This window comes from Bartonella sp. TT121SHDZB, from assembly GCF_042193415.1.
Taxonomy (GTDB): Bacteria; Pseudomonadota; Alphaproteobacteria; order Rhizobiales; family Rhizobiaceae; genus Bartonella.
Genome location: NZ_JBHILR010000001.1, coordinates 246,838 through 273,593, shown reverse-complemented (window position 1 = coordinate 273,593; position 26,756 = coordinate 246,838). Strand labels below are relative to the sequence as shown.

22 protein-coding genes are annotated in these 26,756 nt (G+C 38.3%); 9 read left to right on the top strand and 13 right to left on the bottom strand.

Annotated features, from left to right (window positions below; translation table 11 throughout):
- Window positions 1-73: 73 nt before the first annotated feature.
- The 7 genes from cyoA to acnA form a co-directional block, all read right to left on the bottom strand.
- Window positions 74-1,045, bottom strand: coding sequence for a ubiquinol oxidase subunit II (gene cyoA / locus ACFIKI_RS01065; RefSeq protein WP_375665268.1), 972 nt, complete (start codon window positions 1,043-1,045; stop codon window positions 74-76).
- A 125-nt stretch (window positions 1,046-1,170) separates the two neighbouring features.
- Complete coding sequence (gene aroQ, locus ACFIKI_RS01060; protein WP_375665267.1) at window positions 1,171-1,617, bottom strand: type II 3-dehydroquinate dehydratase; 447 nt, start codon at window positions 1,615-1,617, stop codon at window positions 1,171-1,173.
- A gap of 53 nt (window positions 1,618-1,670) precedes the next feature.
- Window positions 1,671-2,804: a DNA replication/repair protein RecF gene (gene recF, locus ACFIKI_RS01055; RefSeq protein WP_375665265.1), complete on the bottom strand. Its 1,134-nt coding sequence runs from the start codon at window positions 2,802-2,804 to the stop codon at window positions 1,671-1,673.
- A 20-nt stretch (window positions 2,805-2,824) separates the two neighbouring features.
- Window positions 2,825-3,946, bottom strand: a complete 1,122-nt coding sequence (dnaN, locus tag ACFIKI_RS01050; protein ID WP_375665264.1) for a DNA polymerase III subunit beta — start codon at window positions 3,944-3,946, stop codon at window positions 2,825-2,827.
- Window positions 3,947-4,132: 186 nt separating this feature from the next.
- On the bottom strand, window positions 4,133-5,704 hold the full coding sequence (gene dnaA, locus ACFIKI_RS01045; RefSeq protein WP_375665263.1) for a chromosomal replication initiator protein DnaA: 1,572 nt from the start codon (window positions 5,702-5,704) through the stop codon (window positions 4,133-4,135).
- Window positions 5,705-6,407: 703 nt separating this feature from the next.
- Complete coding sequence (gene rpsT / locus ACFIKI_RS01040; RefSeq protein ID WP_273790272.1) at window positions 6,408-6,674, bottom strand: 30S ribosomal protein S20; 267 nt, start codon at window positions 6,672-6,674, stop codon at window positions 6,408-6,410.
- Window positions 6,675-6,911: 237 nt separating this feature from the next.
- A complete protein-coding gene (acnA, locus tag ACFIKI_RS01035) occupies window positions 6,912-9,599 on the bottom strand; it encodes an aconitate hydratase AcnA (RefSeq protein ID WP_375665262.1) in 2,688 nt (895 codons plus the stop codon).
- 297 nt (window positions 9,600-9,896) lie between these two features.
- On the opposite strand from acnA, the gene ccmA reads away from it, so the two are divergent.
- The 5 genes from ccmA to ACFIKI_RS01010 are packed head-to-tail and all read left to right on the top strand — an operon-like array spanning window position 9,897 to window position 12,818.
- On the top strand, window positions 9,897-10,508 hold the full coding sequence (gene ccmA, locus ACFIKI_RS01030) for a heme ABC exporter ATP-binding protein CcmA (protein WP_375665260.1): 612 nt from the start codon (window positions 9,897-9,899) through the stop codon (window positions 10,506-10,508).
- A gap of 11 nt (window positions 10,509-10,519) precedes the next feature.
- A complete protein-coding gene (gene ccmB / locus ACFIKI_RS01025) occupies window positions 10,520-11,185 on the top strand; it encodes a heme exporter protein CcmB (RefSeq protein ID WP_375621965.1) in 666 nt (221 codons plus the stop codon).
- Window positions 11,186-11,231: 46 nt separating this feature from the next.
- A complete protein-coding gene (locus tag ACFIKI_RS01020; protein WP_375621966.1) occupies window positions 11,232-12,011 on the top strand; it encodes a heme ABC transporter permease in 780 nt (259 codons plus the stop codon).
- On the top strand, window positions 11,999-12,223 hold the full coding sequence (locus ACFIKI_RS01015) for a hypothetical protein (protein ID WP_375665258.1): 225 nt from the start codon (window positions 11,999-12,001) through the stop codon (window positions 12,221-12,223). Before ACFIKI_RS01020 ends, ACFIKI_RS01015 begins: the two co-directional genes overlap by 13 nt.
- A 1-nt stretch (window position 12,224) precedes the next feature.
- On the top strand, window positions 12,225-12,818 hold the full coding sequence (locus ACFIKI_RS01010) for a DsbE family thiol:disulfide interchange protein (RefSeq protein ID WP_375665257.1): 594 nt from the start codon (window positions 12,225-12,227) through the stop codon (window positions 12,816-12,818).
- A gap of 705 nt (window positions 12,819-13,523) precedes the next feature.
- Here ACFIKI_RS01010 and ACFIKI_RS01005 read toward each other — a convergent pair.
- From ACFIKI_RS01005 to ACFIKI_RS00995, 3 genes are read right to left on the bottom strand one after another with little or no spacing between them, the layout of a single operon-like run.
- Window positions 13,524-14,504: an Hsp33 family molecular chaperone gene (locus tag ACFIKI_RS01005; RefSeq protein ID WP_375665255.1), complete on the bottom strand. Its 981-nt coding sequence runs from the start codon at window positions 14,502-14,504 to the stop codon at window positions 13,524-13,526.
- A 36-nt stretch (window positions 14,505-14,540) separates the two neighbouring features.
- The gene (gene argF / locus ACFIKI_RS01000) at window positions 14,541-15,476 is read right to left on the bottom strand and encodes an ornithine carbamoyltransferase (RefSeq protein WP_375665254.1); all 936 of its coding nucleotides are present in this window, start codon (window positions 15,474-15,476) and stop codon (window positions 14,541-14,543) included.
- A complete protein-coding gene (locus ACFIKI_RS00995) occupies window positions 15,473-16,687 on the bottom strand; it encodes an aspartate aminotransferase family protein (RefSeq protein ID WP_375665336.1) in 1,215 nt (404 codons plus the stop codon). Before ACFIKI_RS00995 ends, argF begins: the two co-directional genes overlap by 4 nt.
- Window positions 16,688-17,170: 483 nt before the next feature.
- On the opposite strand from ACFIKI_RS00995, the gene ACFIKI_RS00990 reads away from it, so the two are divergent.
- On the top strand, window positions 17,171-17,704 hold the full coding sequence (locus tag ACFIKI_RS00990; protein WP_375665252.1) for a GcrA family cell cycle regulator: 534 nt from the start codon (window positions 17,171-17,173) through the stop codon (window positions 17,702-17,704).
- A 934-nt stretch (window positions 17,705-18,638) separates the two neighbouring features.
- Here the strand turns inward: ACFIKI_RS00990 and ACFIKI_RS00985 are convergent.
- Together ACFIKI_RS00985 and ACFIKI_RS00980 are read right to left on the bottom strand one after the other, a co-directional pair.
- Window positions 18,639-19,229: a Smr/MutS family protein gene (locus ACFIKI_RS00985; RefSeq protein ID WP_375665250.1), complete on the bottom strand. Its 591-nt coding sequence runs from the start codon at window positions 19,227-19,229 to the stop codon at window positions 18,639-18,641.
- A gap of 52 nt (window positions 19,230-19,281) precedes the next feature.
- Window positions 19,282-19,974 carry a Tim44/TimA family putative adaptor protein gene (locus ACFIKI_RS00980; protein WP_375665248.1) on the bottom strand — a complete coding sequence of 231 codons (693 nt, stop codon included), beginning with the start codon at window positions 19,972-19,974 and terminating at the stop codon, window positions 19,282-19,284.
- A 174-nt stretch (window positions 19,975-20,148) separates the two neighbouring features.
- Between ACFIKI_RS00980 and ACFIKI_RS00975 the strand changes: the two genes are divergently transcribed.
- A complete protein-coding gene (locus ACFIKI_RS00975; RefSeq protein ID WP_375665246.1) occupies window positions 20,149-20,643 on the top strand; it encodes an FxsA family protein in 495 nt (164 codons plus the stop codon).
- Window positions 20,644-20,784: 141 nt separating this feature from the next.
- Window positions 20,785-21,261, top strand: coding sequence for a protein-export chaperone SecB (gene secB / locus ACFIKI_RS00970; RefSeq protein WP_375665244.1), 477 nt, complete (start codon window positions 20,785-20,787; stop codon window positions 21,259-21,261).
- A gap of 62 nt (window positions 21,262-21,323) precedes the next feature.
- Here secB and ACFIKI_RS00965 read toward each other — a convergent pair whose 3' ends face one another.
- Window positions 21,324-23,624, bottom strand: coding sequence for an NADP-dependent malic enzyme (locus ACFIKI_RS00965; RefSeq protein ID WP_375665242.1), 2,301 nt, complete (start codon window positions 23,622-23,624; stop codon window positions 21,324-21,326).
- A 191-nt stretch (window positions 23,625-23,815) separates the two neighbouring features.
- Between ACFIKI_RS00965 and mutS the strand changes: the two genes are divergently transcribed.
- Window positions 23,816-26,560 carry a DNA mismatch repair protein MutS gene (gene mutS / locus ACFIKI_RS00960; RefSeq protein WP_375665240.1) on the top strand — a complete coding sequence of 915 codons (2,745 nt, stop codon included), beginning with the start codon at window positions 23,816-23,818 and terminating at the stop codon, window positions 26,558-26,560.
- Window positions 26,561-26,756 lie beyond the last annotated feature (196 nt).

Sequence of the window (26,756 nt, the reverse complement as noted above, 5' to 3'; positions counted from 1 at the left end):
CTCAACCCATTTCAAATGAAATTCAAGTTTAAAAGAAACCTTTGTTAAAAGGGCTCTTTACTTTATTGACTCTTTAAATAACATCAGGATCAAACACTGAACATAGTGCACCCCATAGCGTCTGAGCAGCAGCACGTTTCATTAAATCTTCATTACAAACCGTCTTTTCATCGACACATCGATTAACAACACGATAGTAAAGCCGCTTCTCAACAGGTGCAAAATAACGAACTTCAGCATCTTTTTCCTTCGCAGTAATATCACCCATACGAGGCGCAATAGAAAGTTGACGATAAGATGTACGATCAAGTATTCGACCATTAGCCCGAGCTTTTACAATCCAATCCTCAAAATCCTGCGAAGACACAGAATGCCACTTAAATCGCATACCCGAAAAACCATCACCACTGTAATTTGCCGAGGTTCCTTTGAATACTCCTCGTTCTTCAGCGATCAAATGCAACTTAGCATTCATCTGCGGCATAGCATAAAGAACTGTACCCAATTTGGGGACCCAAAAGGCATTGACAGAATTCTCTGACGTCAATTGTAATAAAACTTGACGTCCTTCAGGCGCGTAAATTTCATTAATCGATGCGATACCATATTCAGGATAAATAAAAAGCCATTTCCAATCAAGAGCCACAACATCAACCTGCAATGGCTTTTCTTTACCCACAACTTCCACTGGAAGAGGATTGGCAGGCTCAAGCTTATAGGTATAATAAGCCGTTAATGAACCTAAAACCATTACAATTACAATTGGAATACCCCACATCAATGCTTCAATTTTATTTGAATGCGCCCAATCAGGAGAATAATCCGCTCTCATATTCGATGCACGATATTTTATAGCTAAAAATACCACACTCACCATTACTGGAATGACAACACAAAGCATAACAGCCACACAAACAACAATCAAAATGAGCTGTTGACGTGCAACATAACCTGATGGCTGTATAACATCAATTTTACAACCAGACAAAAGCAGTGCTCCCCCTAAAATCATAAGCATTTCGAATTGTCTAACAAAGCTTTTCATCTTTATTTACCCCCATCATACGCACTAAAAATTGTCATAAATATAATACCTTAACATTGTACAAATTTGAAAATAATTATCAAGTAAATTTAATGCCTATATCACTCTTATCCAACGCTTATTCTTTACCTATTACAATTTAATTGTTTTGCAATATATTCAAGCGCAAACCAATATCCATCACTTCCACACCCAGCTATGATAGCGTCCACACCTGCAGATGTATAAGAATGGTGGCGAAAAACTTCACGCTGATAAATATGAGATAAATGAACTTCTACTTTCGTCCCTGAAAACATTTTTAATGCATCAAGAAGTGCAACAGATGTATGACTGTAAGCCGCTGGGTTTATGATCAACCCCGAACTTACCTCTATTGCTTCTTGTATCCATGCTACTAATTGCCCTTCACAGTTACTTTGATAAAAATTTATTATGATATCATTTTTTTTTGCCCATTCTCTACATCTTTTTTCAATATCTTCTAAAGTTTCAGTTCCATAAATTTCTGGCTCACGTTGACCCAGAAAATTCAAATTAGGACCATTTAAAATCGTTATCATCACAGACATAGGAAGCCTTTTCTTGTAGACTCATCACTTATAAAAAATATTTAGCACGTTTTTTACAGTAATAAAGCTCCATCCTTAATCTCAAAAAATTCTGCGCGTCCTTTTAAGTCATCAAATAAAAGACGATCTGTACCTGTCATAAATGTTTGCACAGCTAAATCATCAAGAATATCAAATAAAGCAGCACGTCGATGCGAATCAAGATGAGCAGCCATTTCATCAAGAAGAAGAATGGGAGCCCTTTCTGACATCATTCCTGTTAGACGTGCATGACACAAAATTAAACCTGTTAGCAGCGCTTTTTGTTCACCTGTTGAACAAGATGTTGCAGCTCTATTTTTATCAGCATAAAAAATTTGCAAATCTGCACGATGTGGTCCTTCTAATGTCCGCCCAGCAACACGATCTATTGCGCGATTACGCTGCAACCGACCATAAAATTGCTCTTCAACTTCAGTCGCTGATATTTCACTAAGAGCTGTTTCTAAAAAACCATCAATTTGTAAAAAAGCCCGTGGAAAAGGTATCTGTGATGGCATTTGTGTAAACATGTCATTTAAAAGCCGAATAACATCAATACGCGCTGCTGAAATAGCTGTCGCTAGTTCTGCCATCTGCTTTTCTAAAGCATCAAACCAAGCACAATCTTCATTTCCATCCAAAAACAAACGATTACGTGCGCGCATAGCTCTATCATAATCTGCTATGCGGCGACTATGTAAAGGATCGATCGCCAAAACTAGACGATCCAAAAAACGACGGCGCTCAAGCGAAGGACCTGTAAAAAGACCATCCATAGATGGTGTTAGGACACTAATATGACAATAATCTGTTAGGCAATCACTCGACTCATTCACACCATTAATATGGACCTTTCGACTGTTATCGCTAACCTCGAAAGCTGTACCAATCTTTACTTCACCATAAAGAGTGCATTCAAGACGCGCAAATACAACAAATCCTCCTCCTCCACCATCTACAAAGCTAACGTCAGAATAAGCAGCACGTCGCAAACCACGACCAGGAGAAAGAAAAGATAACGCCTCTAAAAGATTCGTCTTACCAGCACCATTATGGCCAGTAAAAACCACATGCTGACCCGAAAAATGAATATTAAAAAAAGAATAATTGCGATAACGTAAAAGCTTCAGATGCCTCACTGCCACTTTGTGCACACGGCTGGCCATGCATTGCAAAACAATCGCCCCTAAACGCGAATAGGCATCAGCACATAGAGCACATCCGCATCATCATTATCACGAATCAAAGCCGGTGCTCCAGCCTCAGCCAACATAAAAACCATCTCATCACTTGAAAGCTGCCCAGCAATATCCAAAAGATAACGTGAATTAAACCCTATCTCAAGTGGTTCAGATGTGTAAGTTACTGATAATTGATCTTCTGCACTACCCGAATCAGGACTATTAACAACAAGTCTTAACTGCCCATGCTCAATCGCTAACTTAACTGCACGCCCCCGATCACTTGAAATCGTTGAAACACGATCAACTGCAGAAGAAAAATCCTGCCTATTAACAACTAATTCTTTATCATTTCCAAGAGGGATAACGCGTTGATAGTCTGGAAATGTTCCATCAATTAACTTTGATGTAAAAATTACAGAACCTACAGAAAAACGAATCTTTGTCTCTGAAAGCTCTATACATACATCGCTATCATTTTCTTCTGAAAGAAGTTTTTGCAACTCCCCTACAGCTTTACGAGGAACAATAACACCGGGCATTCCCTCAACTCCTGAAGGAGCTGCCATCTCAACTTGTGCCAAACGATGACCATCAGTTGCAACCAAACGCAATTTCAAAACACCATCATTAATAACATGGAAGTAAATACCATTAAGATAATAACGGGTTTCTTCAGTAGAAATAGCAAATTGCGTACAATCAAGTAAATGCTTTAACCCTGATGCCGATAGAGAAAAGCGACAATCAAACTGCCCAGGAAGTGACTCTGGAAAATCTGCCTTCGGAAGACATTGAAGTTGAAAATGTGCACAACCTGAAACAACAGACATTGTACTTGCTTGATTCTCATCAAAGGATAAGACAACTTCACTCCCATCAGAAAGTTTTCGAATAATGTCATAGAGCAAATGCGCCGGAACAGTTATTGCTCCAGCTCGTTCAACATTTACTGTAAAAGATTCTGTAACCTCTAAATCAAGATCTGTTGCTTTTAACTGCACACGACCATTGTCTGCATCAATCAACACATTCGATAAAATAGGAACAGTATTACGGCGCTCTACCACACGGTGAACACGACCGAGAGACTTGAGAAATTGACTGCGATCAACTGTAATACGCATAAAAGCCCCGTTGATTTACCAAAAACTATAAGAATTTCTTAGAATTAAAATAATAGATCCTCTTTAAAGAATCACCCGTTAGAGTTTATTAAACCTCTCTTAAAATGGCAAGCCACTACTGCATAAGAAAAAATAAATCCCTTCATAAAGCCTTTAAATTTTCTCCAAAAAAGAAAATGATAAACACTATACAGCTTGTTCTCCAATCAACCGCTTAAGCAATTCAAGTTCCTTGGCCAATGTCTGATCACCACAAACCAAATCTTCAATTTTACGCACAGCGTGCAAAACTGTTGTATGATCACGCCCACCAAAACGACGTCCAATTTCTGGCAACGAACGGGGCGTTAATACTTTTGCTAAATACATCGCTACTTGCCGTGGCTTCACAACGGTACGTGTTCGACGATTAGACAATAAATCCTGTTTAGAAACATTATAATGGCGCGCTACAGTACGCTGAATTTCTTCAATCCGAATTCTCTTAGGTTCACCAGGACGCGTCAAGTGACCTAATAACTCATCAATCCGCTCTAAAGATAAATCAGACTCAAAAGATTGACGAAACAAGAGCTGATTAAATGCTCCTTCAATATCACGCCCAGAGCCTAAAACTGTTTTCGCAATATATTCTAAGATATCATCAGAAATGGATATCATGCTATCATCTTGTTGTGCTACCTTCAACCGCTGGCGCAACATTTGCAAACGCATTTCATAATCCGGTGCTTCAATTTCAAGTGCAACCCCTCCCTGAAGACGAGACCGAACCCGAAGATCAAGCGACTCTAATTCCGCCGGTGGACGATCTGCAGCGACAACAACTTGTTTTGCACTATCAAGCAACATATTAAGCAAATGGCAAAACTCATGTTGTATCGACTTACCCTGCAAAAACTGCATATCATCAATAATCAAAAGGTCAATATCGCGAAGCTGCTCTTTAAAAGAAAGAGCATCATTATCACGAATAGCTGTTGCAAAACGCCACATAAAATATTCAGCAGTCAAATAAATAACACGTGCAGATGTTAAACGCTTCAATGCAGAAGCCGCAATTGCTTGAAGTAAATGTGTTTTTCCCAAACCAACAGACGCGTGAATAAAAAGAGGATTAAAACGCAAAGCACTTTTATGCCCTTCCGCAATTGAACGCGCAGCCGCTAAAGCAACGCGATTAGAAGCCCCCTCAACAAAACTTTCAAAAGTATAACGAGAATCAAGTGGAGATCCAAAAACTCCAGTCTGAGAACTCTTGACTGAATGCTCTGCACGATTCTCAACAAAAGATGAAGTCGCCTGCTCCTCCAGCACAACAGAAGGTGCAACTGTCTTACAAACGGCATCTCTTGAAACGCGTTCCATACCGCGAACGATAACTTCAACACGAAGAATCGCTGAATTCTCTTGTTTCCATAAATGAGTCAAAAGAGAACCATAGTGATTATTAATCCATGAACGTAAAAAAGCGGTAGGAACAGAAAGCTTTACAAGAGTATGGCTATATTCAGCAAGCTTAACACGACCAAACCAACTGGTATAAGCTTCAACACCAACCTGCGCTTTTAATTGCGCCATAACACGTACAAAAGCCGCAGCCCTTTCCTCCTCTGAAACAAGAGAATGCCCTATAGAAGCATTTCTAAAAACTGCCCCTTCACTACCCGCCATCCTATTCTTTATTATATTCTCTGCCGGCAGAATATTTACCGAAACCCTTTTAAAGGAACTAGCTTTAGAGTTCAATTTATCCACCATCTTTCATCCTGATAAAAATAAAATTTTGTCCTGCCAAATAGCTAAAATAAATACCAGCGAAGGCAAAACGCCCTACCCCAAATAAGATTACTTATCCTCCCCTAGGATAGCCTCATCACAACCCCACTAACAAAGATGACCAATAAGATTTACTTGCACTCATGATATGATCCATCCTTCTAAAATGGCAAACATACCAATCAAAAAAACTAAAAAACCATCAGAAAACCTATCCAACACAAAAACTTCGAAAAGCCTAAAACCAAAGCACCTTGTATCCAACAAAATACAGGATAACGCGCTGATGTGACCCCTTCATGCTTTTTAGTCTTCATAGGAACCATACAAAACAGCAGAGGTAAAATGCAAGAGGTCAAAATAAAATCAAAAAAACCGGAAATAATGCTTATATCAATGAGGAATGAGAAAAATTATTGATTCAATTCATTTTTTTTCTCTAAATTTACCAATAATTAAAGAATCTCATCAGATTAAAAAAAAAAAATAAAATGCTTGACAAAAAAGACTCTGTAAAAATCCACAAAGCTTGTGGATAACCATACTCCCCCCTATAAAATTTCTCTCCTTTTTCAAGTGGAGAATCATTATCGATTCTTATTTTCAATAGAAACTTTTTGAAACAATAAACAAAAAGCCAGCATCCTTATGGATACTGGCTTTTTTATCAATAAAGGAAAAAAGCTTAAACGCTGAGAGCCTTTAAACGTTTAGCTAAACGCGATACTTTCCTCGCAGCAGCATTTTTATGAAAAACCCCTTTAGAAACTGCACGCATAATTTCAGGCTCAAAATTCTTAAATGCAATCTCTGCAGATGCCTTATCGCCACCCGCTAAAGCATCATCAAACTTACGTATAAAAGTACGAACGCGTGAACGGCGGGCCTTATTAACCTGTGTGCGCGCTGCAACCTTGCGCACCGCTTTTCGAGCAGAAGGTGTATTCGCCATAAATATAATCTCTCTTTCAACACCTTGGTAAAATGAGTCTCAATAACAACTCTACCAATATAAATAAATCCAACCCAAGCAAAACTATAAAGCTGCCTATAACTGTGTGGTTTATAGCGCAATCCCAAAGCTAACGTCAATTAGATTTTCAAAGATAGTCATAAAAAAACGAAGCCAAACTCTTTGATCCGCAACTGTATAGCTTAATAATAGATATTTCTTAACAAACAAAAGAATTTAAACGGCTAACTTACGTAAGACATATTGCAAAATTCCACCATGATGCAAATAATCTAGCTCATCTTCAGTATCAACACGGCACAATAATGGAACGGTTTTTACCTTACCATCAGAAAAAGTAATTTTCGCTACAGTCTTTTGACGAGGTTTCAAGTTATGAATCCCTTCAATTGTTACCTTTTCATCTCCCTTTAAGCCTAAAGATTTCCAACTTAGCCCCTCTTCAAAGACAAAAGGGACAATACCCATACCAACAAGATTAGAGCGATGTATCCTTTCAAAAGATTGCACAATCACCGCTTTGACACCAAGAAGATTGGTCCCCTTGGCAGCCCAATCGCGTGATGATCCATTGCCATATTCAATACCAGCAAAAACAACGAGCGGAACACCTTCTTGTTTATACGCCATTGCTGCATCGTAAATGGTTTGTTCTACCGCTGACGGATAATGAACCGTATAACCTCCTTCTCGACCATTTTCCCCTAACATGAAATTACGAATGCGAATATTGGCAAAGGTCCCACGCACCATAACTTCATGATTCCCACGACGCGTTCCATACTGATTAAAATCAGCTACTTTAACACCATGATCCATTAAATATTTTCCGGCAGGAGAAGCTGCTTTAATAGAACCAGCAGGAGAAATATGATCCGTCGTGATTTTATCACCAAATAAACCTAAAATCCGTGCATCTTTAATATCTGGTAAGATATCAGGTGTTTTCTGCATAGCATCGAAATAAGGTGGATTGCGTACATAGGTGGATTGCTCATCCCAAGAATAGGTAGAACCCGTAGGAATCCGAACTTTTTGCCAATTTTCATCTCCCTTAAAGACATCTGCATACTTTTCGGCAAAAACCTTACGCGTGACATTTTTTTCGATAAACTCCTGTATTTCTTGAGAAGTTGGCCAAATATCTCTTAAGTAAATCGGTTGACCATCTGAATCTTCACCAAGAGGTTCCTTGGTTAAATCTTTACACACTGTCCCAATGAGCGCATGTGCGACAACTAACGGTGGTGAAGCTAAATAATTCGCTTGCACATCAGGGGAAACACGCCCTTCAAAATTACGATTTCCTGAAAGAACCGCAGATGCAATTATACCATTGTCATTAATCGTTTTGGAAATAGCTGGATGCAAAGGACCAGAATTCCCAATACATGTTGTGCATCCAAATCCTACTAAGTTAAATCCTAATGCATCTAAATCTTTTTGCAGACCCGAATTTTGAAGATAAGCTTCAACGACTTGTGAACCGGGTGCAAGAGAAGTTTTTACCCATGGTTTGCTCTTGAGACCCTTTGCCACAGCATTTCGTGCCAAAAGACCCGCTGCAATAAGAACACTTGGATTCGATGTATTCGTACACGACGTAATCGCAGCGATCACCACATCACCGTGACCAAGCGTATATTCTTCACCCTCGACCTGATAACGTTTATCTTGTCCAGAAGTCTTCTTATAGTCTTCGACCAATGCCTTCTCAAAACCCTGCCCAACATTTTCCAATGCAATACGTCCTTCAGGACGTTTAGGACCAGCCATAGAAGAGACAACGGTTCCCATATCTAATTCAATTGTATCACTAAAAATGGGATGAGCCACCATTTCATCATGCCACATCCCTTGTGCTTTGGTATAAGCTTCCACTAAGGCAATCCGATCTTCATCACGCCCTGTCATATTGAGATAACGCACTGTCTCCTTATCAATTGGGAAAAAACCACACGTTGCTCCATATTCAGGGGCCATATTTCCAATCGTTGCCCGATCAGCAAGCGTCATATGCTCTAAACCAGGACCAAAAAACTCAACAAATTTACCGACAACACCTTTTTGGCGTAACACTTGGGTCACCGTTAATACAAGATCGGTGGCGGTTACACCTTCTTTAAGTTTCCCTGTTAGACGAAAACCAATTACTTCAGGTAACAACATAGAAACAGGTTGGCCTAACATTGCCGCTTCTGCTTCAATACCACCAACACCCCAACCTAAAACACCCAAACCATTCACCATAGTCGTATGCGAATCAGTTCCCACACAGGTGTCAGGATAAACCGTCTCACACCCCTCTTCCTTCTTCGTCCACACGCATTGTGCTAAATATTCTAGGTTAACCTGATGACAAATCCCTGTTCCTGGAGGAACAACACGAAAATTTTGAAAAGCTTGCTGCCCCCATTTAAGAAAACGATAGCGCTCACCATTGCGTTCATATTCATGTTCAACGTTTTCCTTAAAAGCCATGGAATTGCCAAAAGCATCAACAATAACTGAGTGATCAATGACGAGATCAACGGGAATCAGAGGATTGATTTTTTCAGCGTTACCGCCAAGTTTAACCATAGCATCACGCATTGCAGAAAGATCAACAACTGCTGGAACACCTGTAAAATCCTGCATAAGAACACGTGCAGGACGGTAAGCAATTTCTGCCCCGGCGCTCCCTTTGTCGTTTAACCACTTAGCAACATTGAGGATATCCTCTTTTTTAACTGTGCGACCATCTTCAAATCGCAATAAATTTTCGAGAATAACTTTCATCGAAAACGGTAAACGAGAAACACCTTCAAGTCCGTTCTTCTCCGCTTCGATCAAGCTATAATAAGTATATTCTTTGTCACCAACATTTAATACTCTGCGACAATTAAAGCTATCAATTTGAGTCATGACTGTCCACCCTCATACTATAATCACCCAATTTCCAGGAATGAACAACACAAACTACGAGTCAAGGTCGCAGCTTGAGCGCAGACGCAATTACCTCCGCTATCCATTTCCCCCTCCACCCGCTCATAGGCAAATGCGGAAATCAGCGCCAGAAACCATTTTACACCAGATATTGATGTAAGGCACCCCTTATAGAACTATTTCTAGAACTATTCTAGGTACAATTGCATAAAAAATGTGTTTTTTATTCTATAATGCACTAAAGAATATGAAAATAAAAACAAAATAGGCAATCACATGGTGTTATCAGGCAAAAATCTAGCCGCTCACAGAAACGAGGAAATTCTGTTTCAAGGTCTTTCTTTTTGTTTATTTTCACAGCAACTTATGACAATCACCGGTCCTAATGGTATCGGAAAGTCTACATTACTCCGAATCATTGTCGGTCTTCTTGAAGCTGCTGAAGGTCATATAATCCTTAAAGACCATGATCAAATATACCCTGTTGCAACTGCCTGTCATTATCTTGGTCCTCAAAATGCTATGAAACCTCTCTTATCTGTCATTGATAATTTGCAATTTTGGGCAGATTTTTACGGTCAACATTTACATTTTGCGCATGACGCTCTTGCCGATATTGGTCTTTCTAACCTTGAACATTTACCTTTTAACTCTCTGTCAACTGGACAACAAAGACGCGCAGCTATTGCTCGCCTTTTGCTCTCCTATCGTCCTATTTGGATTTTAGATGAACCAATATCTGGGCTTGATAACCATGCTCAAAAACTCCTTGCTCGTATTTTCCAGCGTCATCTCAATCAAGGTGGTATGATTATCGCCGCGACTCATAGTTCCCTAGGTATTCCAGAAAACCATAAAATCGCTTTGGAAAAATTTTTACCTCTTTAAGAAAGAATAAAATGAAAGCACTGTTCTGGCGTGATCTTAAACTATTATTAGCACCACAAGCCTCTCCACTAACAGGACTATTGTTTTTCATCGCTGTTGTTATCATAACCCCCTTTGCCATTGGACCAGATCCCAAAACTCTTGCACAAATAGGACCAGGTATATTGTGGTTTGGAGCCCTTCTTGCAGGGCTCCTCAATCTGAACAAACTTTTCCAAATCGATCGCGATGATGGTAATCTCGACCAATTTATCCTTTCAGGACAAAGACAAAGTTTTACACTAATTGTCTTTACCAAATGTCTTGCCCATTGGGTAGGAACAATGCTTCCTCTTATTTTTGCTACACCTATTTTAGCCCTCATGCTCCATTTAGATGTAGTAATAACTTTTACAACAATACTTACCCTTTTATGCGGAACACCAGCCATTATTTTTATTGGCGCTATAGGAGCAGCACTGGCAACCTCATTGTTGCAAAGTACCCTTCTTATTTTCATCATTATCTTGCCATGGATCATTCCAATTATGATTTTTGGTGTTTCAGCTGCTACAGCTCCAACAAACCCAAATGCCTCTTTTCTCACATCCCTAGCTCTTCTTGGCGCTTTTTCACTTCTTTTGAGTCTTTTTAGCTCTTTTGTTGCTGCGATAACGCTTAAACTTTTATCAGAATAATAAAAGATGATTGCCGCATAGCAAAACTCTGCCTATTATGAATTTTATGAATGAAATAATGCGCACATATAAAATCAGGTCACTCCCTATAAGTTTTACCCGTTTCATGAAAATAAGCAAAATGATTTTGCCTTGGTTAGCCAGCATAACATTGTGTGTCCTTATCTTAGGGCTTATTCTTGTGATGCATTCCCCTGATGACTATCAACAAGGCATTACTGTTAAGATTATGTACCTTCATGTTCCCTTTGCGTGGTTGTCTACATTCTGCTATGTAACGATGAGTGCAGCAGCATTAGGAAATCTGATTTGGAAATATCATCTTGCTGATGTGGCACTTAAGTGTGGAGCGCCTATTGGGGCAATTTTTACCGCCTTGGCTCTCATGACAGGAGCACTTTGGGGGCGACCTACATGGGGAACATGGTGGGTCTGGGATGCACGATTAACATCAGTTTTAATTCTGCTTTTTATCTATCTTTCCATTATCCTGCTTGGACGAGCTTTCGATAACCCAATAAAAGCCGCGCGCGCTACTGCAATTCTTACACTTGTTGGATTTGTTAATATCCCTATTATTAAATTTTCCGTTAATTGGTGGAATACATTGCATCAACCAGCATCATTGTTACGCGCTGGAGGACCAACAATCGACAATGCTATGTTATGGCCCCTTATAACAATGCTCTTTTGTTTCATATTTATGTTTATTACGCTCTATTTGATGGCTATGCGAAATGAAATCAATCATCGTTATATCCAAATACTTCAGATGAAAAAATCCCGTCGTGCACAACAACAGGACTCTTCATCATGCTCGACCTAAATGGCATCCAAAGCGGACTTTTAGGAAATCTATCTTTGAAAATTGATTTTTTCCTTGGAACTCTTAAACACGAGCAAATTGTTGTTTTAAGCTATACGTTCTCTGCAATATCCCTCTTATGTCTCATTGGATATATTCTTTACAAAGCTCTATGCCAAAAAAAAATTCTCAAACAGCTAAACCAAAAAGAGCTGTCACAAAAAGAAAAATAGAATGAAAAACATCTCTCTAAAACTTAAAAAAAATATATCTTTGCCTGTTTTGTTTGTTCTTTTTGGACCATTTGTGCTTTTTCTTCTGCTCATGGTATTTTTTTTCAATTTTATGGGTAAAAAATACCCTCAAAATCCTTCTCTTCTCCCAAATGCATTGGCTGAAAAACCTGCCCCCAATACTTATCTTCCCCTCCTTGATAAGGAAAGTTATCTCAATTCAAAACAGTTTAAAGGACGTGTCACATTGGTCAATTTTTGGGGTTCTTGGTGTTTACCCTGTCGCGAAGAGCATCCTCTTCTTATGAAAATTGCACAAGATAAACGTTTTGATCTAATTGGCATTAATTATAAAGATAACAAAGCAAACGCCCTGCGCTTTTTAAACAGTTTTGGTAATCCTTTTAAATTTATTGGCTTTGATGATTCAGGATATACAGCTATTGACTGGGGGGTGTATGGACCACCAGAAACCTTTCTCTTGAATAAAGAGAGTATTATTATTGCCAAACATGTTGGTCCCTTAACATGGCAAATTTATCAAAAAAAAATTCTCCCTAAAATTGAACAAGCGATCGTAACAGAAGACAAATAAAATATCGACATATTGATTTTAAATAATTTTTACCATTTTTATCTATTAAATGAAAACACCGAATACTATGAGATTTTTTTAAATTTCTTTATGTTGAATTAAAAAAATGTTTAAGAAAAGGCTAAAAATACTTTTTATGAATCATCTAAATATGAAAATAATTGGCAATATTTTAAGTTGAAAAATATAATAATGCAGACTTGTAAGTAAAAACATCCAGTTTTACCACGCTATGTATGCCGTTTTATAGAGCACCACCATTTTTACGCTTAATAAAATAGCAAGCTATTATCACCACACATTTTGCCAGCTCTTGGGTATTACGACATAGCCTTGGCACTTGAGACGATTCAGAAGCATTTTTACACCTTTTTTCGTGTTTTTACCCTCACGCCAGCTCTGCTTGTAACGTGCAAGCAAGTGATTTTAATTGATGCAATATAAAAGAGATTTGCCATGAGAGAACTTTACAATATTCTGGACTCTCATTCAACATGCAAAGCAATAAATTACTATTATAAATCAATATATTGAAGGTACTGTATGATATTAATACTGATTGCAAAAGAAAGATCATTGGCATACATCGAAAAAAGCTAAAGAAAGAAATATTCTAGAGATTCATATTAGCTATGCTTAAACTTTTATGACGTGAATAAAATAAGCTTTTATTGCAATCATCATTACTTAATGAAAAATGTTTGATTATGTTTTTTCTTCCAAAAATTCTTGCGCTGTAAAACGATACGTTTTTGAGCAAAATTCACATGTAACTGAAATATATTTATTTTGAACCATTTTATTGCGTTCATCAATAGGAAAGCCTTCTAGGATTCCTTTAATTTTTTCGCGTGAACAAGAACATTGATCAACAAGAGAAAAAGAATTAAAAACTCTAACACCTTGTTCATGAAAAAGACGAAACAATAACTGTTTACTACCAACTTGAGGATCCGTTAATTCTGCACTTTCAATCGTTTTCATGAGCATTTTGGCTTCTTGCCATTGGTTATCCAATTGGGTGTGGTTTTTTGTTTCTTCTCGCTTGTAATGAGACGATGCTTGGGGCAAAAGTTGGGTCAAAATACCTCCAGCGCGCCATCTTTTCTGCGGTTTTCCTTGTTGATCACGATTAATTAATATAGCAACAGCCAAACGGATATCGGTAGGAATTTGCTCTGATTGATCAAAATAAGTGCGAGAAGCTTCTTGTAAATTTGATCCATCTAATGCAACTATCCCTTGATAGGGTTGCATATGGGGACCTTGATCAATCGTAAAAGCTAAAGTGCCTTTTCCTAAAAGTGTTTCTGAAGAGGTTTGATCACTGTCTATTGCTTGTTTCAGCTGTTCTTTATCAAAACGAGCGTATCCACGTAAACTGGAAGGAGGCGAAAAATCGCACACCAACATATTAACCGGTCCATCGGAATGGGTTTGTAGAATAAATTTTCCCGTAAGCTTTAGAGAAGTTCCAAGCAGAGCCGTTAAAAGTAAAGCTTCTGCCAGAAGATAAGAAACCGGTTCAGGATATTGATGTCTGTTAAGAATAGAATTTAAAGTTTCCCCAAGTTGTACGGTACGTCCACGGATATCAAGTTCTTCGACTTGAAAGGGAATAACATTATCATCTTCATGCAAGAAATTGTTGTTGAGAGAGGCTTCATCTTTAGCTTGTTTACTCATAGCTTTGCCTTTTTTATATAATTTGTTGTAGGGTGGCTATTTTGTAGAGAAAAACGCATCTTGTAAACACCAAGAAAGAATTGCTTTTTGAACATGAAGACGATTTTCCGCCTCATCGAAAACAACAGAGTGCGGTCCATCAATCACAGAATCAACCACTTCTTCACCACGATGAGCAGGAAGACAATGCATAAAAAGAGCATCAGGTTTTGCTAATTTCATGAGAGATTCATTGACTTGATAAGGCTGAAAAATAGAACGACTGCGAGCACGAAATTCTTGTCCCATGGAGACCCATGTGTCGGTCATAATACAATCAGCATCTTGAGCTGCTTTTTGGGGATCATGGGTTAGCATAAGATGTGCTCCCCGCTCACGTGCCCAATGTATAAATTTTTCCTGTGGTTCACTGCCCTTTGGAGTAGCAATACGCAAATGAAAACCAAAAAGAGCTGCGGCTTCAATTAAGGAATGGAGCACATTATTACCATCCCCCATCCACGCAAATATTTTTCCAGCAATTGGCCCCCGATGCTCCTCATAGGTTAAGATATCTGCTAGAATTTGGCAAGGATGTGTATCATCTGTAAGGGCATTAATGACAGGAATTTGTGCATATTGTGCCAATTCGAGCATACGTTGGTGTTTCGTTGTTCGCAATATCACGATATCCACAAAACGGGATAAAACGCGCGCCGTATCAGCTATGGTTTCACTATGACCAAGTTGCATCTCTGAACCCGTGAGCATGATCGTATTTCCCCCCAGCTGGCGCATACTGATATCGAATGAAATACGGGTTCGTGTGGATGGTTTTTCAAAAATCATCGCGAGTGTCTTACCTATAAAAGGTTTTGAACCTTTTCCTGCCTTAAAAGATGCTTTAAGAATTTTTGCATAATCAATTAGTGCGCGTGCCATTGCTGGCGTTAAAATGGATAAATCCGTGAAATGACGAAGAGCATTTGTCATATGTGTGATATTTGTCTTTCTTTATTTATTTGCGAAAGATAAGAAATTGCTTTTTCAATACGATGCAAACTTTCATCTATTTCTTCTTCCCTAATGATAAGAGGAGGCAATAAGCGCACAACGTTGTTGTTGGCTGCAACGCTTAAGAGATATTCATTTTCCAAAGCATTAACGACAAGATTTGAAGGCACAACACATTGAATACCCAACATAAGCCCCATCCCCTGAACTGCGCAGATAATATCAGGATAGATATTGAGAATGTGCAAAAGCCCACTTTTTAGTTTATCACCCATACGCTGAACATGGTTGAGAAAACTTGGCTCTAACAAAACATCAAGAACACTATTTCCTACAGCCATTCCAAGCAAATTTCCTCCAAAGGTTGATCCATGCGTTCCAGGTATCATACTTTTTGCAACTTTATCCGTTGCAAGGCAAGCGCCCAATGGAAATCCACCTCCTAGTCCTTTTGCGAGGGTAAGAATATCAGGCGTGACATCACTCCATTCATAGGCAAAAAGCTTTCCTGTTCGTCCCATGCCCGTTTGAACTTCATCCAAAATCAACAACAGACCATTATCATCGCATATTTTACGCAAAAATCTTAAATATTCATGAGAAACCGTCCGTATTCCTCCTTCTCCTTGAATAGGTTCAATAAGAATAGCGGCGGTATTTTTATTAATAGCGTTACGCAAAGCGACTTCATCACAAAAAGGTACTTGAATAAATCCACCAGCTTTAGGTCCAAAGCCTTCAAGATACTTTTCATGCCCAGTCGCAGCAAGTGCAGCAAGTGTACGTCCATGAAATGCCCCTTCAAAAGTAATTATTTCAATGCGTTCTGAATGACCAGCAGCATAGTAATAATGGCGTGCCGTTTTGAATGCGCACTCCAATGCTTCAGTACCTGAATTGCAGAAAAAAACCTTATCCGCAAAACTATTTGCACAAAGCCGCGTGGCAAAAGATGCTTGTTCAGGAGATTGAAAAATATTAGAAACATGCCAAAGTTTTTCAGCCTGTATCTTGAGCGTATCAACCAATTTGGGATGTGAATATCCTAATGCATTAACAGCAATGCCAGATGTAAAATCAAGATAATGTTCTCCTTTATCGGAAATAAGCCATACACCATGCCCCTGTTCAAAATGCAAATTTCGTCTTGCGAAGCATTCATAAAGTGGTTGTATAGAGACAGCATCCATCATAATTCCCTTTATATTTTAACCTTTTCAATATATACAAAGTAACGCTACAAATAAAACAACATGATAAATTCCGTTACGGCGCTTTCAACATTTTATTATGATTAATGATGACGCCTATGAAATAGATCATTGCACCAATTGAAAAAAAGTCAATGAAAGTTCTACAAATAAGCATTTTCGAAAAAAGCCTTAAACAGCACTGAGAGTTTAACCTATGATTGATTTGCAAGTTGGGGAAAACATTCTAAATAAACTCTTTAAGAGGTGAAGACTCTTGTCATAGGGTGAGTACATATTGTAACTTAATAATATAGTAAGTAAGGTGATGTGTTTTGATTTGTAAATCCACAGGTTGGATGATTTTTTTATGCTCGCTTAGAGTGTAAAGTTCTTTCATTCAGTGCAATGAAAACATTATTGAAATATTTGAAGATGCAAAGGGGGGGCATCTCAATGATATAATTGGAATGGAGTGCTGGTATGGGGTGGACATGTGAACGCGTTGAGCTTCTTAAGAAGCTTTGGAGTGAAGGGTTAAGTGCAAGTCAAATTGCAGCTCAATTAGGAGGGGTCAGCAGAAATGCAGTCATCGGCAAAGTTCATCGATTAAAATTGCCGGGACGTGGTAAAACAGCTCAAGGGAGTGCACGTGCGCAAAAAACTCCCGTGGGAAGCAACCCATCATCTCCACGTGTACGTCGCAATACATCTACGACATCGCCAATGAACATTTCATCTACAAGTGTTGAAGAAACAGTTTTAAAGACCGAGTTTATCGCAGAAGATGTAAAAGAAGTTGATATATCTACAAAATCCAATGTTGTTGTCCCTATATCACGTCAACTTAATCTTCTACAATTGAGTGAAAATACATGTAGATGGCCGGTTGGCGATCCATTATCAGCAGATTTTCATTTTTGTGGTGCCGATTCTGATGAAAATAGTCCCTATTGTGCCTTTCATGCTAAGCTAGCATTTCAACCAATATCTGAAAGACGTCGGATAAGAGTGTAATACCCATGGTAGAATCTCATATTCTATCTCTCATTATTAAATTTCCAACTATCGGATTAGTATGAGAAAGAAATTTATGAAAACGGGGCTTTTAATGAATGAAAGGAATTCTTCGTGAAAGTATTCAGCTAAATTGTATCTTTGGGGGCTATTGTGCGGTTATGTGTTGTAAAGTGTAATCATTGTTTATTTTCACGCTTTTCTTTAACTCAATTGTACAACTCTTAAAACTATCCATAGCAATAGCTTTTGAATAACACAATTCCCCAATTTATTATGTGTTTATTCTTCGTGTACTTAATAGATTAATGTATCGAATTATAAAATAATGTATCGTATTGCATCCTGAATGAGATCTGCGAAGTATTATAAGACTCTCTCATTTTAAGTCTTCTTATATTGAATTAATAAAATTTTTTCGTTTGCACATCTCAAACGAGATGAGAGCCGTGTAGAGTAAAAACACTTAAAGAAAGACACGTCGCTTATAAACTTTCTCAAATACTAGGGGACTTCAAGAGCTGTCGCAATATTGGGAATTTGCCAATCACGTCATAATATCTAACCTTGCACTTTATATTAAGTGTAAAGATAGTGGTATACAATGGATTTTTATGCTTCATGGAGAATAAAGATTGCTATTCATCAGTTATGCTATGAAATAAGCTTAAAAAATATTAAAAGATATTTTTTAAAATAAGCGCATGAATATGTAACATAAATGTATTTTGCTTGAAACATTCTGTTTTTCGTGAGTGATATTATTCCATTAAACCTGTAAAAAACAAGGGAATATCGTATTCAAGGATTTTTCACAATATATGAGAATAATTAATTATCATTATTAATCAGTATGTTATCATAGCTCTCCTATAATCTATAACATACGAAATCTTATGCAATTAATACTCAACCTGAAACGACCATAATGACATCACATTCCTTTTCCCGACACAAAACGGCGTAACCACACATAAAGTGCACCTTCACCACCATGCTGACGCGCAGCTTTCTTAAACGCATGAACATAATATCGAAAAGCTGGTGTTGATAACCAATATGGAACAAATCTATACAAAGCCCCATCACTCCCAGCTGATCGTCCTTTTCCTGTAATCACAAGGACATAACGCAATCCACTCTGCTGAGAAGATTGTAGAAATTTTTTTAAGAAAAAATAAGCTTCTTCCTGCATATAACCATGGAGATCAAGATGCGCCTCAAGAGGATAACGACCTTGGGAAATTTTACGATGTGCAACATGATCAAAGAAATGAATCTTATGCGCTTGTGTAACACCCCTCTTTTCTCTTGTAATAATTGTGGAGTGTTGTTGATTTTCGCGAGACACTGGAAGATTTTGAGTTACGCGCTGTTTTTTATCATTAATATTCGCAATATTTTCTGAAACAGAAGAGGACATCTTACCATGAAGCGGTGTTGTCGTACGACAAACCATCTCCCATAAAAGGCGATCTTGTGAAGCCAATAAACCTCTTTTTTGTCTCCATTCATTTGAGGACATTTTCACTTCTCATAAATCATTGAGTGCTTATGGAAAAAACACCAAAAGTACTTTAATTTTCATCTTCTGTAGCAAAAAGCTTCCAGTTTGGATCTGACGATAAGCTATTGCGAACAAAAGTCCAAATATCCCTAATTTCTACAATAGCATCAGGATCACCATCTATACGCTCGCCCTGTTCATTATAAGTAACAGAAATCATCTCACTGACGATACGTATCGTTAAAAGTTCATCCTTTTCTTGTATTGCCGCCGCGACAAACTCGATCTTATTAATTCCAACGAAAGTGAACTCTATTCTTTCTTTATTTTTTTCTCGTTGCTCAATAGCCGTACAAAAACTCTCAAAAACATCCTGACAAAGCAAGCTTTTAAGTTGATTGCGATCACCTTTAGCAAAAGCTGTTACAATCATTTCATAAGCAATTTGTGCACCTTTTATAAAAAATTGAGGAGAAAAATGAGGATCAATTCTATGCAATTCCCGCAAATTTTTATTCAAAATACTTCCCTGTGGTGAAATTTTATCAATTTCACTAAAATCGTTTTTTTGCGAATTTTTCTGATGAGGGAACGAAACAATATTATCAGTCGTTTCTGCCTCATCTTGTTTTTTAGAATGACGTGAATAAGGATCAAAGGGTGGCTTTTCAAACCCAATTCGTTTCCCTAATACATTACGGAGTTGCACAAAAACAACAACCATAACAACAAGAGCTATGACAAGTATAACGTCAAATTCCATAGGCGCTATCAATCTCCAAAGCTTAAGTCTCTAATAAACATTGCAGTCAATACCATTTATCAATAAATATGTAAAATAAGGAATCTTATCATTCAAATATTTTTATAGATTTTGTATTTAAACGGAGTGTTCTTAAGAATTTCTCCCCCTACTCATCCAGAAGGAAACTTTCATGTGATAAAACTTTATTCTATAAATCCTCGTTTTTTTGTTATTATCTTTCTTTGCATTCTTTTAATCGAGATTGCTGGTTTTATCTTTGTTGGTCAAGAAATTGGTATTTTGGCAACTTTGAGTTTGGTTACTCTCACCACTATAGTTGGGGTTGTTTTATTGCGAATTCAAGGGTTTAGCCTTTTAAAAAATATACAAAATGAACTTATTCAAGGACGCACATTAGAGAATAATATTATTAATGATGCTTTCATCATGTTTAGTGCAATCTTACTTATTCTTCCCGGTTTTGTAAGTGATCTCTTGGGAATATTACTTCTTATTAAACCAATTCGCTCTGTTGCTTGGCATTTCTTTGCATCATTAAAAAACAAAATGAATCCCAATACTAAAAGAAAAAATGACTCTGAAAAAATAATTGATCTTAAAGCAGAAGATTACACAATTCATGATACTACAGAATCTCCATGGCGCAAAAATGATGATAACTATTGAAATGCCTAAAAATCTGTAATGAACTAAAAAAATATTCAAGATAAAGAGCGCATTTCTTGCAACCTTTTGCAAGGCGTGATAACCAAACTGGTCTTTAGATCTAAAATAAATATACATACTATAATGAGAGAGGTTCGTCGTATGGCTGAAGGTGAAATGAATAACAGTGGTGGAGAGCTGGTTTTTGCTGTATTAACTCAATATTTAAAAGATTTATCATTCGAAAACCCAGGGGCTCCTCATTCATTGCGTGCGCGTGAAAAATCACCACAAATTGATATCAATATTAATGTCAATGCTAATCCAATTGGTGATGACAATTATGATGTCGTTTTGTCTCTCTCCGTCAAAGCTAATGATGACACTGAAATCTTATTTCATGTAGAGCTGATTTACGGTGGTGTTTTCCATCTTAAAAACATTCCACAAGAACATGTCATGCCACTGGTTTTTATTGAATGTCCCCGCCTTTTATTTCCATTTGCTCGCCAAATTATATCTGATGCTACTCAAAGTGGTGGTTTTCCACCTTTGTGGATTGATCCTATTGATTTTGCAGCACTCTTCCAAAAGCGTCTCGCTGAAGAACAAAAAGATAGTCAAACACTGTCATCTTAAGAATTTATTCTTTCGCTATCATAAAGCCCCTTGATATATCAATATATCAGGGGCTTTTTCCTTTAGACAGCTTTCACCGCATGATAAGCCGCAAACATTGCAATATTAACAACATCTGTATCGTTTCCACTAAACGGTACAATTTGGACAGATTTTTCCAATCCAATTAAAATAGGACCAATGATGGTTGCTTCACCAAGTTCTTGTAACATTTTGCTTGCAATGGAAGACGCGTGATATCCAGGCATAACCAAAATGTTAGCGGGCTCCGTTAATCCCATAAATGGATATTGCTGCATCAATTTGGGATTGAGTGCCACATCAGCACTCATTTCTCCATCAAACTCAAAATCAACTTTGCGTTCATGCAAGATATTAATCGCATCCTGAATTTGCTGCGTCATCTGCCCTTTCATATAGCCAAACGTAGAAAATGCCAAAAATGCTACCCGTGGTTGATATCCAAATCCTCGCACAAATGAAGCTGCTTGTTCCGCTATATCCGCAAGTTCTTCAGCATTAGGATTTTCATAAACGGCTGTATCCGTAATAAACACAGTTCGTTCACGGCAAATAGCCATTGAAATACCAATCAATCGTTCTTTTGGTTTTTCATCAATTGCACAACGTATATCGATCAACGCTGTTTCATAATTGCATGTCACCCCTGTAACCATTGCATCAGCATCTCCTAGTGCCACCATACACGCAGCAAAATAATTGCGATCATTATTGATACGATGATGACAATCACGCAACAGCCAGCCTTGATACTGCATTTTTTTATAAAGATAATTCGCATAAGCATCTGTACGGCAAGAAAGCTTAGCATTCATAATAGAAATACCTTCACGCTCCAGATCAATTCCAGCGATAACAGCCGCTTCTCTTACTCGATCTTCACGACCAACCAAAATCGCTTGTCCTAATTTTTGATGAACATAGGAAACAGCTGCCCGCATAACTTGCTCTTCTTCACCTTCTGCAAAAACAATTTGTTTTGGCACTTGACGAACATGGTTATAAACCTCACGCATTATAGAGGAAGTAGGATCACGTCTCGCATTCAAATCGCGCTCATAGGCCTCTAAATCATCTATGTTCTTTTGCGCAACACCGCTTTCCATTGCTGCTTTTGCTACCGCTATTGAAACAACCGTAAATAAACGCGGATCAAAAGGAACAGGAATGATATAATTAGGACCAAATTTTAATCGCTTTCCATGATAAGCTTCTGCAACGCTGTCAGGCACTGCTTCATGCGCTAAATTAGCAAGAGCCTTTGCCGCAGCAATCTTCATGTCTTCATTAATAACTCTTGCACGCACATCAAGTGCACCACGAAATATATAAGGAAAACAGAGAACATTATTAATCTGATTTGGATAATCGGAACGTCCTGTTGCGACAATGGCATCATTACGTACTTGCATAACCTCTTCCGGCGTAATTTCTGGATCGGGATTAGCCATAGCAAAAATGATGGGCTGGGGGGCCATGGATTTTACCATTTCAGGAGTAAGAGCACCTTTAGCAGAAACCCCAAAAAATATATCTGCACCTTCCATTGCTTCCATAAGCGTACGTTTATCTGTTTGAATAGCATGCGCAGATTTCCACTGATTCATTCCCTCTTTGCGACCTTTATAGACCACACCCTTTGTATCACATAATATGATATTTTCGGAACGAAAACCCATCGCTTTAATCAGTTCAATACAAGCAATCCCTGCAGAACCAGCACCATTACAGACTAACCGCGTATTTTGCATATCGCGCCCTGTTAAAGTCAAAGCATTGAGAACACCAGCAGCTACAATAATTGCTGTACCGTGTTGATCGTCATGAAAAACAGGAATATTCATCACCTCGCGTAGGCGGCTTTCAATCATAAAGCACTCTGGCGCTTTAATGTCTTCAAGATTGATTCCACCAAAAGAAGGTTCTAAATGACGCACTAAATTGATAAAACTTTCCGTATCGTTTATATCAATTTCTAAATCAATGGAATCAATATCCGCAAAACGCTTAAACAACACTGCTTTGCCTTCCATGACCGGCTTAGAGGCAAGTGCACCTAAATTGCCTAACCCTAAAATAGCTGTACCATTTGAAATAACAGCAACAAGATTGCCTTTTGCTGTATAATCATAAGCTAGCACTGGATTTTGAGCAATTGCCTTAACTGGAACCGCAACACCTGGTGAATAAGCAAGTGCTAAATCATGCTGTGTTGCCATAGACTTTGTTGGAACAATCTCAAGCTTTCCTGGTCGACCATGACTATGAAAATCTAGAGCTTCTCTTTCGCTCGCACTGTAAACCGTTTGAGATATTTTCTGATCCTGCTCGCTCTTTTTCATCTCACTTTATCTTCTCCAAAAACAGTGTCAATTTTGCATTGATAATGCGTATAATCATCCAATTTTTAAAATTTGATTCATATATCAAAAATCGCTATTCTTGCCTTAGCAAATCTAATGATGCGTTTCAATTTAGAGATAAATAAATAAAAGAGTAAAATTTTTACTTAAAGGGAACAGGCTACGTACAAATGGATAAAAAAAACAACCATAAAAATAATTTAATTCCACAGTCTGGCTCCTCATCTGCTCTCCCTCAAGAACGTCTTACTCCTATGATGGAGCAGTATATAGAAATCAAAGCCGTCAATCATGATTCCCTTCTCTTTTACCGAATGGGTGATTTCTATGAATTATTTTTTAATGATGCAATTGAAGCTGCTCAGGCTTTAGGAATCACACTCACAGCACGTGGAAAACATTTAGGACAAGATATTCCTATGTGTGGTGTTCCCGTTCATGCGGCAGATGATTATTTGCAAAAACTCATTGCTTGTGGTTATCGCGTTGCTGTTTGTGAACAAACAGAAGATCCTGCTGAAGCGAAAAAACGTGGCTCAAAATCTGTTGTTCGGCGTGATGTTGTTCGTCTTGTAACACCTGGAACAATAACAGAAGAAAAACTCCTTGATCCAACACGCGCAAATTATTTGATGACACTTTCCCGTATAAAAACCAGTGATGGAGAGGAGTTTGCTCTTTCTTGGATTGATATCTCAACAGGCATATTTCGTGTAACAGAAAGCCGCCAAGAAAAACTTTTGGCAGATATTATGCGTGTAGATCCACAAGAAATCATTGTTGCTGATTCCTTTTTCCATGATAAATCTCACAAATCGCTTTTTAATGTTCTTGACCGTATTGTTTCACCTCAACCTGCTTGTCTCTTTGATGCACTCACCGCTGAACGTGATATTTGCAATTATTTTAAGCTCTCAACTCTTGAGGGGATTGCCGATTATTCACGCTGTGAACTCTCTGCAATTGTAGCGGCTATTCGTTATATCGAAAAAACACAAATCACACATCGTCCTCCTCTCATGCAACCCGAGCGCCAAAATGAAAGTGCGACTCTTTTTATTGATGCTGCAACCAGACTAAGCCTTGAACTTATTCGTACGACATCAGGTCAACGGGATGGAAGTTTATTAAAAGCTATTGATCGCACTGTAACAGGAGGAGGATCACGCCTTCTTATTGATCGCCTTATTGCTCCCCTCACCACTCCTTCAGCGATTGATACGCGTTTGGATTCTATCGATTTTTTTCTACGTAATCCTTCTCTTGCAGAAGCGATAAAGCTTATTTTAAAGGGGGGACCAGATATGCCCCGCGCCGTTTCACGTTTGGCTCTTGGACGAGGAGGTCCCCGTGATATGGCGACAATCCAGCGTGGCTTTGAAATCATTCGTGAATTGCATCAACTTCTTGATAATGAGCTTCTGCCTCAAGAAACAAGTGATGTACAACAGGTGTTCTCAAAATTACCCACAGCGTTATACTTTCATTTAGAACAGGCATTAGCTGATGATCTCCCACTCCTTAAACGTGATGGTGGTTTTATTCGTTCTAATTATCATAAAGAGCTCGATGAAATGCGTGCTTTACGTGATGAATCTCGCCGTATCATTGCTGAACTTCAAGCGCAATATGCCCAAGAAACAGATATTAAGACGCTTAAAATAAAGCATAATAATATTCTAGGTTATTTCATTGAAGTAACCAGCACACAAGCATCTTCCCTTACAAATAATCCACAAGCTAAAGCACGTTTTATTCATCGGCAAACAATGGCAAACGCTATGCGTTTTACGACAACAGAGCTTGCTGACCTTGAAAGCCGCATTGCCCATGCTGCCAACCACGCATTGACACTTGAATTAGAGATCTTTGATATTCTTGTTCAAGAAATTACCGAACAAGTTGATTTTATTCGTAAAGCCTCTGAAGCACTTGCCATTTTAGATGTCTCTGTCGCTCTAGCGCATCTTGCTGAAGAACAAGGATATTGCCGCCCTAAAATTGATCATTCACTGACCTTTCATATTACAGCAGGACGCCATCCTGTCGTCGAGCAAGCACTCCGTAAACAAGCCGCAGAACCTTTTATTGCCAATAATTGTGATCTCTCTGTGAAAGAAAATCAGCAATATGCAGCAATCTGGCTTTTGACAGGGCCTAATATGGGAGGGAAATCAACTTTTTTGCGGCAAAATGCTCTTATTGCTATTATGGCGCAAATGGGATCCTTCGTTCCAGCAACTTCAGCACATATTGGTGTCGTTGATCGCCTATTTAGTCGCGTTGGGGCTTCCGATGATCTTGCAAGGGGGCGCTCAACCTTTATGATGGAAATGGTTGAAACAGCAACGATTCTCAATCATGCTAGCCACCATTCCCTTGTTATTCTTGATGAAATAGGACGTGGAACATCAACCTTTGATGGACTTTCTATTGCTTGGGCTGCTGTTGAATATCTCCATGAAGTTAACCATTGTCGTGCTATTCTTGCTACCCATTTTCATGAAATGACTGCACTTACCGAAAAACTTGACAGACTGTATAATGTAACCATGAAAGTCAAAAATTGGGATGGTGATGTAGTTTTTCTTCATGAGGTCACACCAGGAGCTGCTGACCGTTCCTATGGTGTACAAGTGGCAAAGCTGGCTGGACTTCCCCCAGCCGTTATTACACGAGCAACAGATGTTCTCCATCAATTAGAACAAGGCGAAATGGCTGGAAAAGGACATAAACTCATCGATGATTTACCCCTCTTTTCTCTTAAAGCAACATCTTCCATCAATAAAGTAAAAAACAAACATTGTGTACTTCACGAAGCTTTAAAAAATATCCATCCCGATGAACTCTCTCCTAAACAAGCTTTAGAAGCAATTTACCACCTCAAACAGCTTGAAAAGAGTAACCCTTTATAGAAAACAAATGCTATTTTTTATTAAAAAGCTCTCTTAATAGGAGATAACGTAATCTTTTTTGATATACCACAGCACAAACAGTTATTTACCGTATTCCCATCGCTTTTCTACATAATATATTTTGATAAGTCTAATTGCCTATAGAAGCAAAATCCTATGCGTTATATTTTTGCCTTAGATTAATATTGGCTCTTAT

Bases quoted from the DNA above. Each gene is read 5' to 3' on its own strand.
- ACFIKI_RS00985 (WP_375665250.1), bottom strand. From the start codon at position 19,229: ATGTCCTCAAATGAATGGAGACAAAAAAGAGGTTTATTGGCTTCACAA.
- recF (WP_375665265.1), bottom strand. From the start codon at position 2,804: ATGGCCAGCCGTGTGCACAAAGTGGCAGTGAGGCATCTGAAGCTTTTA.
- ACFIKI_RS01005 (WP_375665255.1), bottom strand. From the start codon at position 14,504: ATGAGTAAACAAGCTAAAGATGAAGCCTCTCTCAACAACAATTTCTTG.
- ACFIKI_RS00980 (WP_375665248.1), bottom strand. From the start codon at position 19,974: ATGGAATTTGACGTTATACTTGTCATAGCTCTTGTTGTTATGGTTGTT.
- rpsT (WP_273790272.1), bottom strand. From the start codon at position 6,674: ATGGCGAATACACCTTCTGCTCGAAAAGCGGTGCGCAAGGTTGCAGCG.
- aroQ (WP_375665267.1), bottom strand. From the start codon at position 1,617: ATGTCTGTGATGATAACGATTTTAAATGGTCCTAATTTGAATTTTCTG.
- secB (WP_375665244.1), top strand. From the start codon at position 20,785: ATGGCTGAAGGTGAAATGAATAACAGTGGTGGAGAGCTGGTTTTTGCT.
- ACFIKI_RS01015 (WP_375665258.1), top strand. From the start codon at position 11,999: ATGCTCGACCTAAATGGCATCCAAAGCGGACTTTTAGGAAATCTATCT.
- mutS (WP_375665240.1), top strand. From the start codon at position 23,816: ATGGATAAAAAAAACAACCATAAAAATAATTTAATTCCACAGTCTGGC.
- cyoA (WP_375665268.1), bottom strand. From the start codon at position 1,045: ATGAAAAGCTTTGTTAGACAATTCGAAATGCTTATGATTTTAGGGGGA.
- ACFIKI_RS00965 (WP_375665242.1), bottom strand. From the start codon at position 23,624: ATGAAAAAGAGCGAGCAGGATCAGAAAATATCTCAAACGGTTTACAGT.
- dnaN (WP_375665264.1), bottom strand. From the start codon at position 3,946: ATGCGTATTACAGTTGATCGCAGTCAATTTCTCAAGTCTCTCGGTCGT.
- ccmA (WP_375665260.1), top strand. From the start codon at position 9,897: ATGGTGTTATCAGGCAAAAATCTAGCCGCTCACAGAAACGAGGAAATT.
- dnaA (WP_375665263.1), bottom strand. From the start codon at position 5,704: ATGGTGGATAAATTGAACTCTAAAGCTAGTTCCTTTAAAAGGGTTTCG.
- ACFIKI_RS01020 (WP_375621966.1), top strand. From the start codon at position 11,232: ATGAATGAAATAATGCGCACATATAAAATCAGGTCACTCCCTATAAGT.
- ACFIKI_RS01010 (WP_375665257.1), top strand. From the start codon at position 12,225: ATGAAAAACATCTCTCTAAAACTTAAAAAAAATATATCTTTGCCTGTT.
- ccmB (WP_375621965.1), top strand. From the start codon at position 10,520: ATGAAAGCACTGTTCTGGCGTGATCTTAAACTATTATTAGCACCACAA.
- ACFIKI_RS00990 (WP_375665252.1), top strand. From the start codon at position 17,171: ATGGGGTGGACATGTGAACGCGTTGAGCTTCTTAAGAAGCTTTGGAGT.
- ACFIKI_RS00995 (WP_375665336.1), bottom strand. From the start codon at position 16,687: ATGGATGCTGTCTCTATACAACCACTTTATGAATGCTTCGCAAGACGA.
- acnA (WP_375665262.1), bottom strand. From the start codon at position 9,599: ATGACTCAAATTGATAGCTTTAATTGTCGCAGAGTATTAAATGTTGGT.
- argF (WP_375665254.1), bottom strand. From the start codon at position 15,476: ATGACAAATGCTCTTCGTCATTTCACGGATTTATCCATTTTAACGCCA.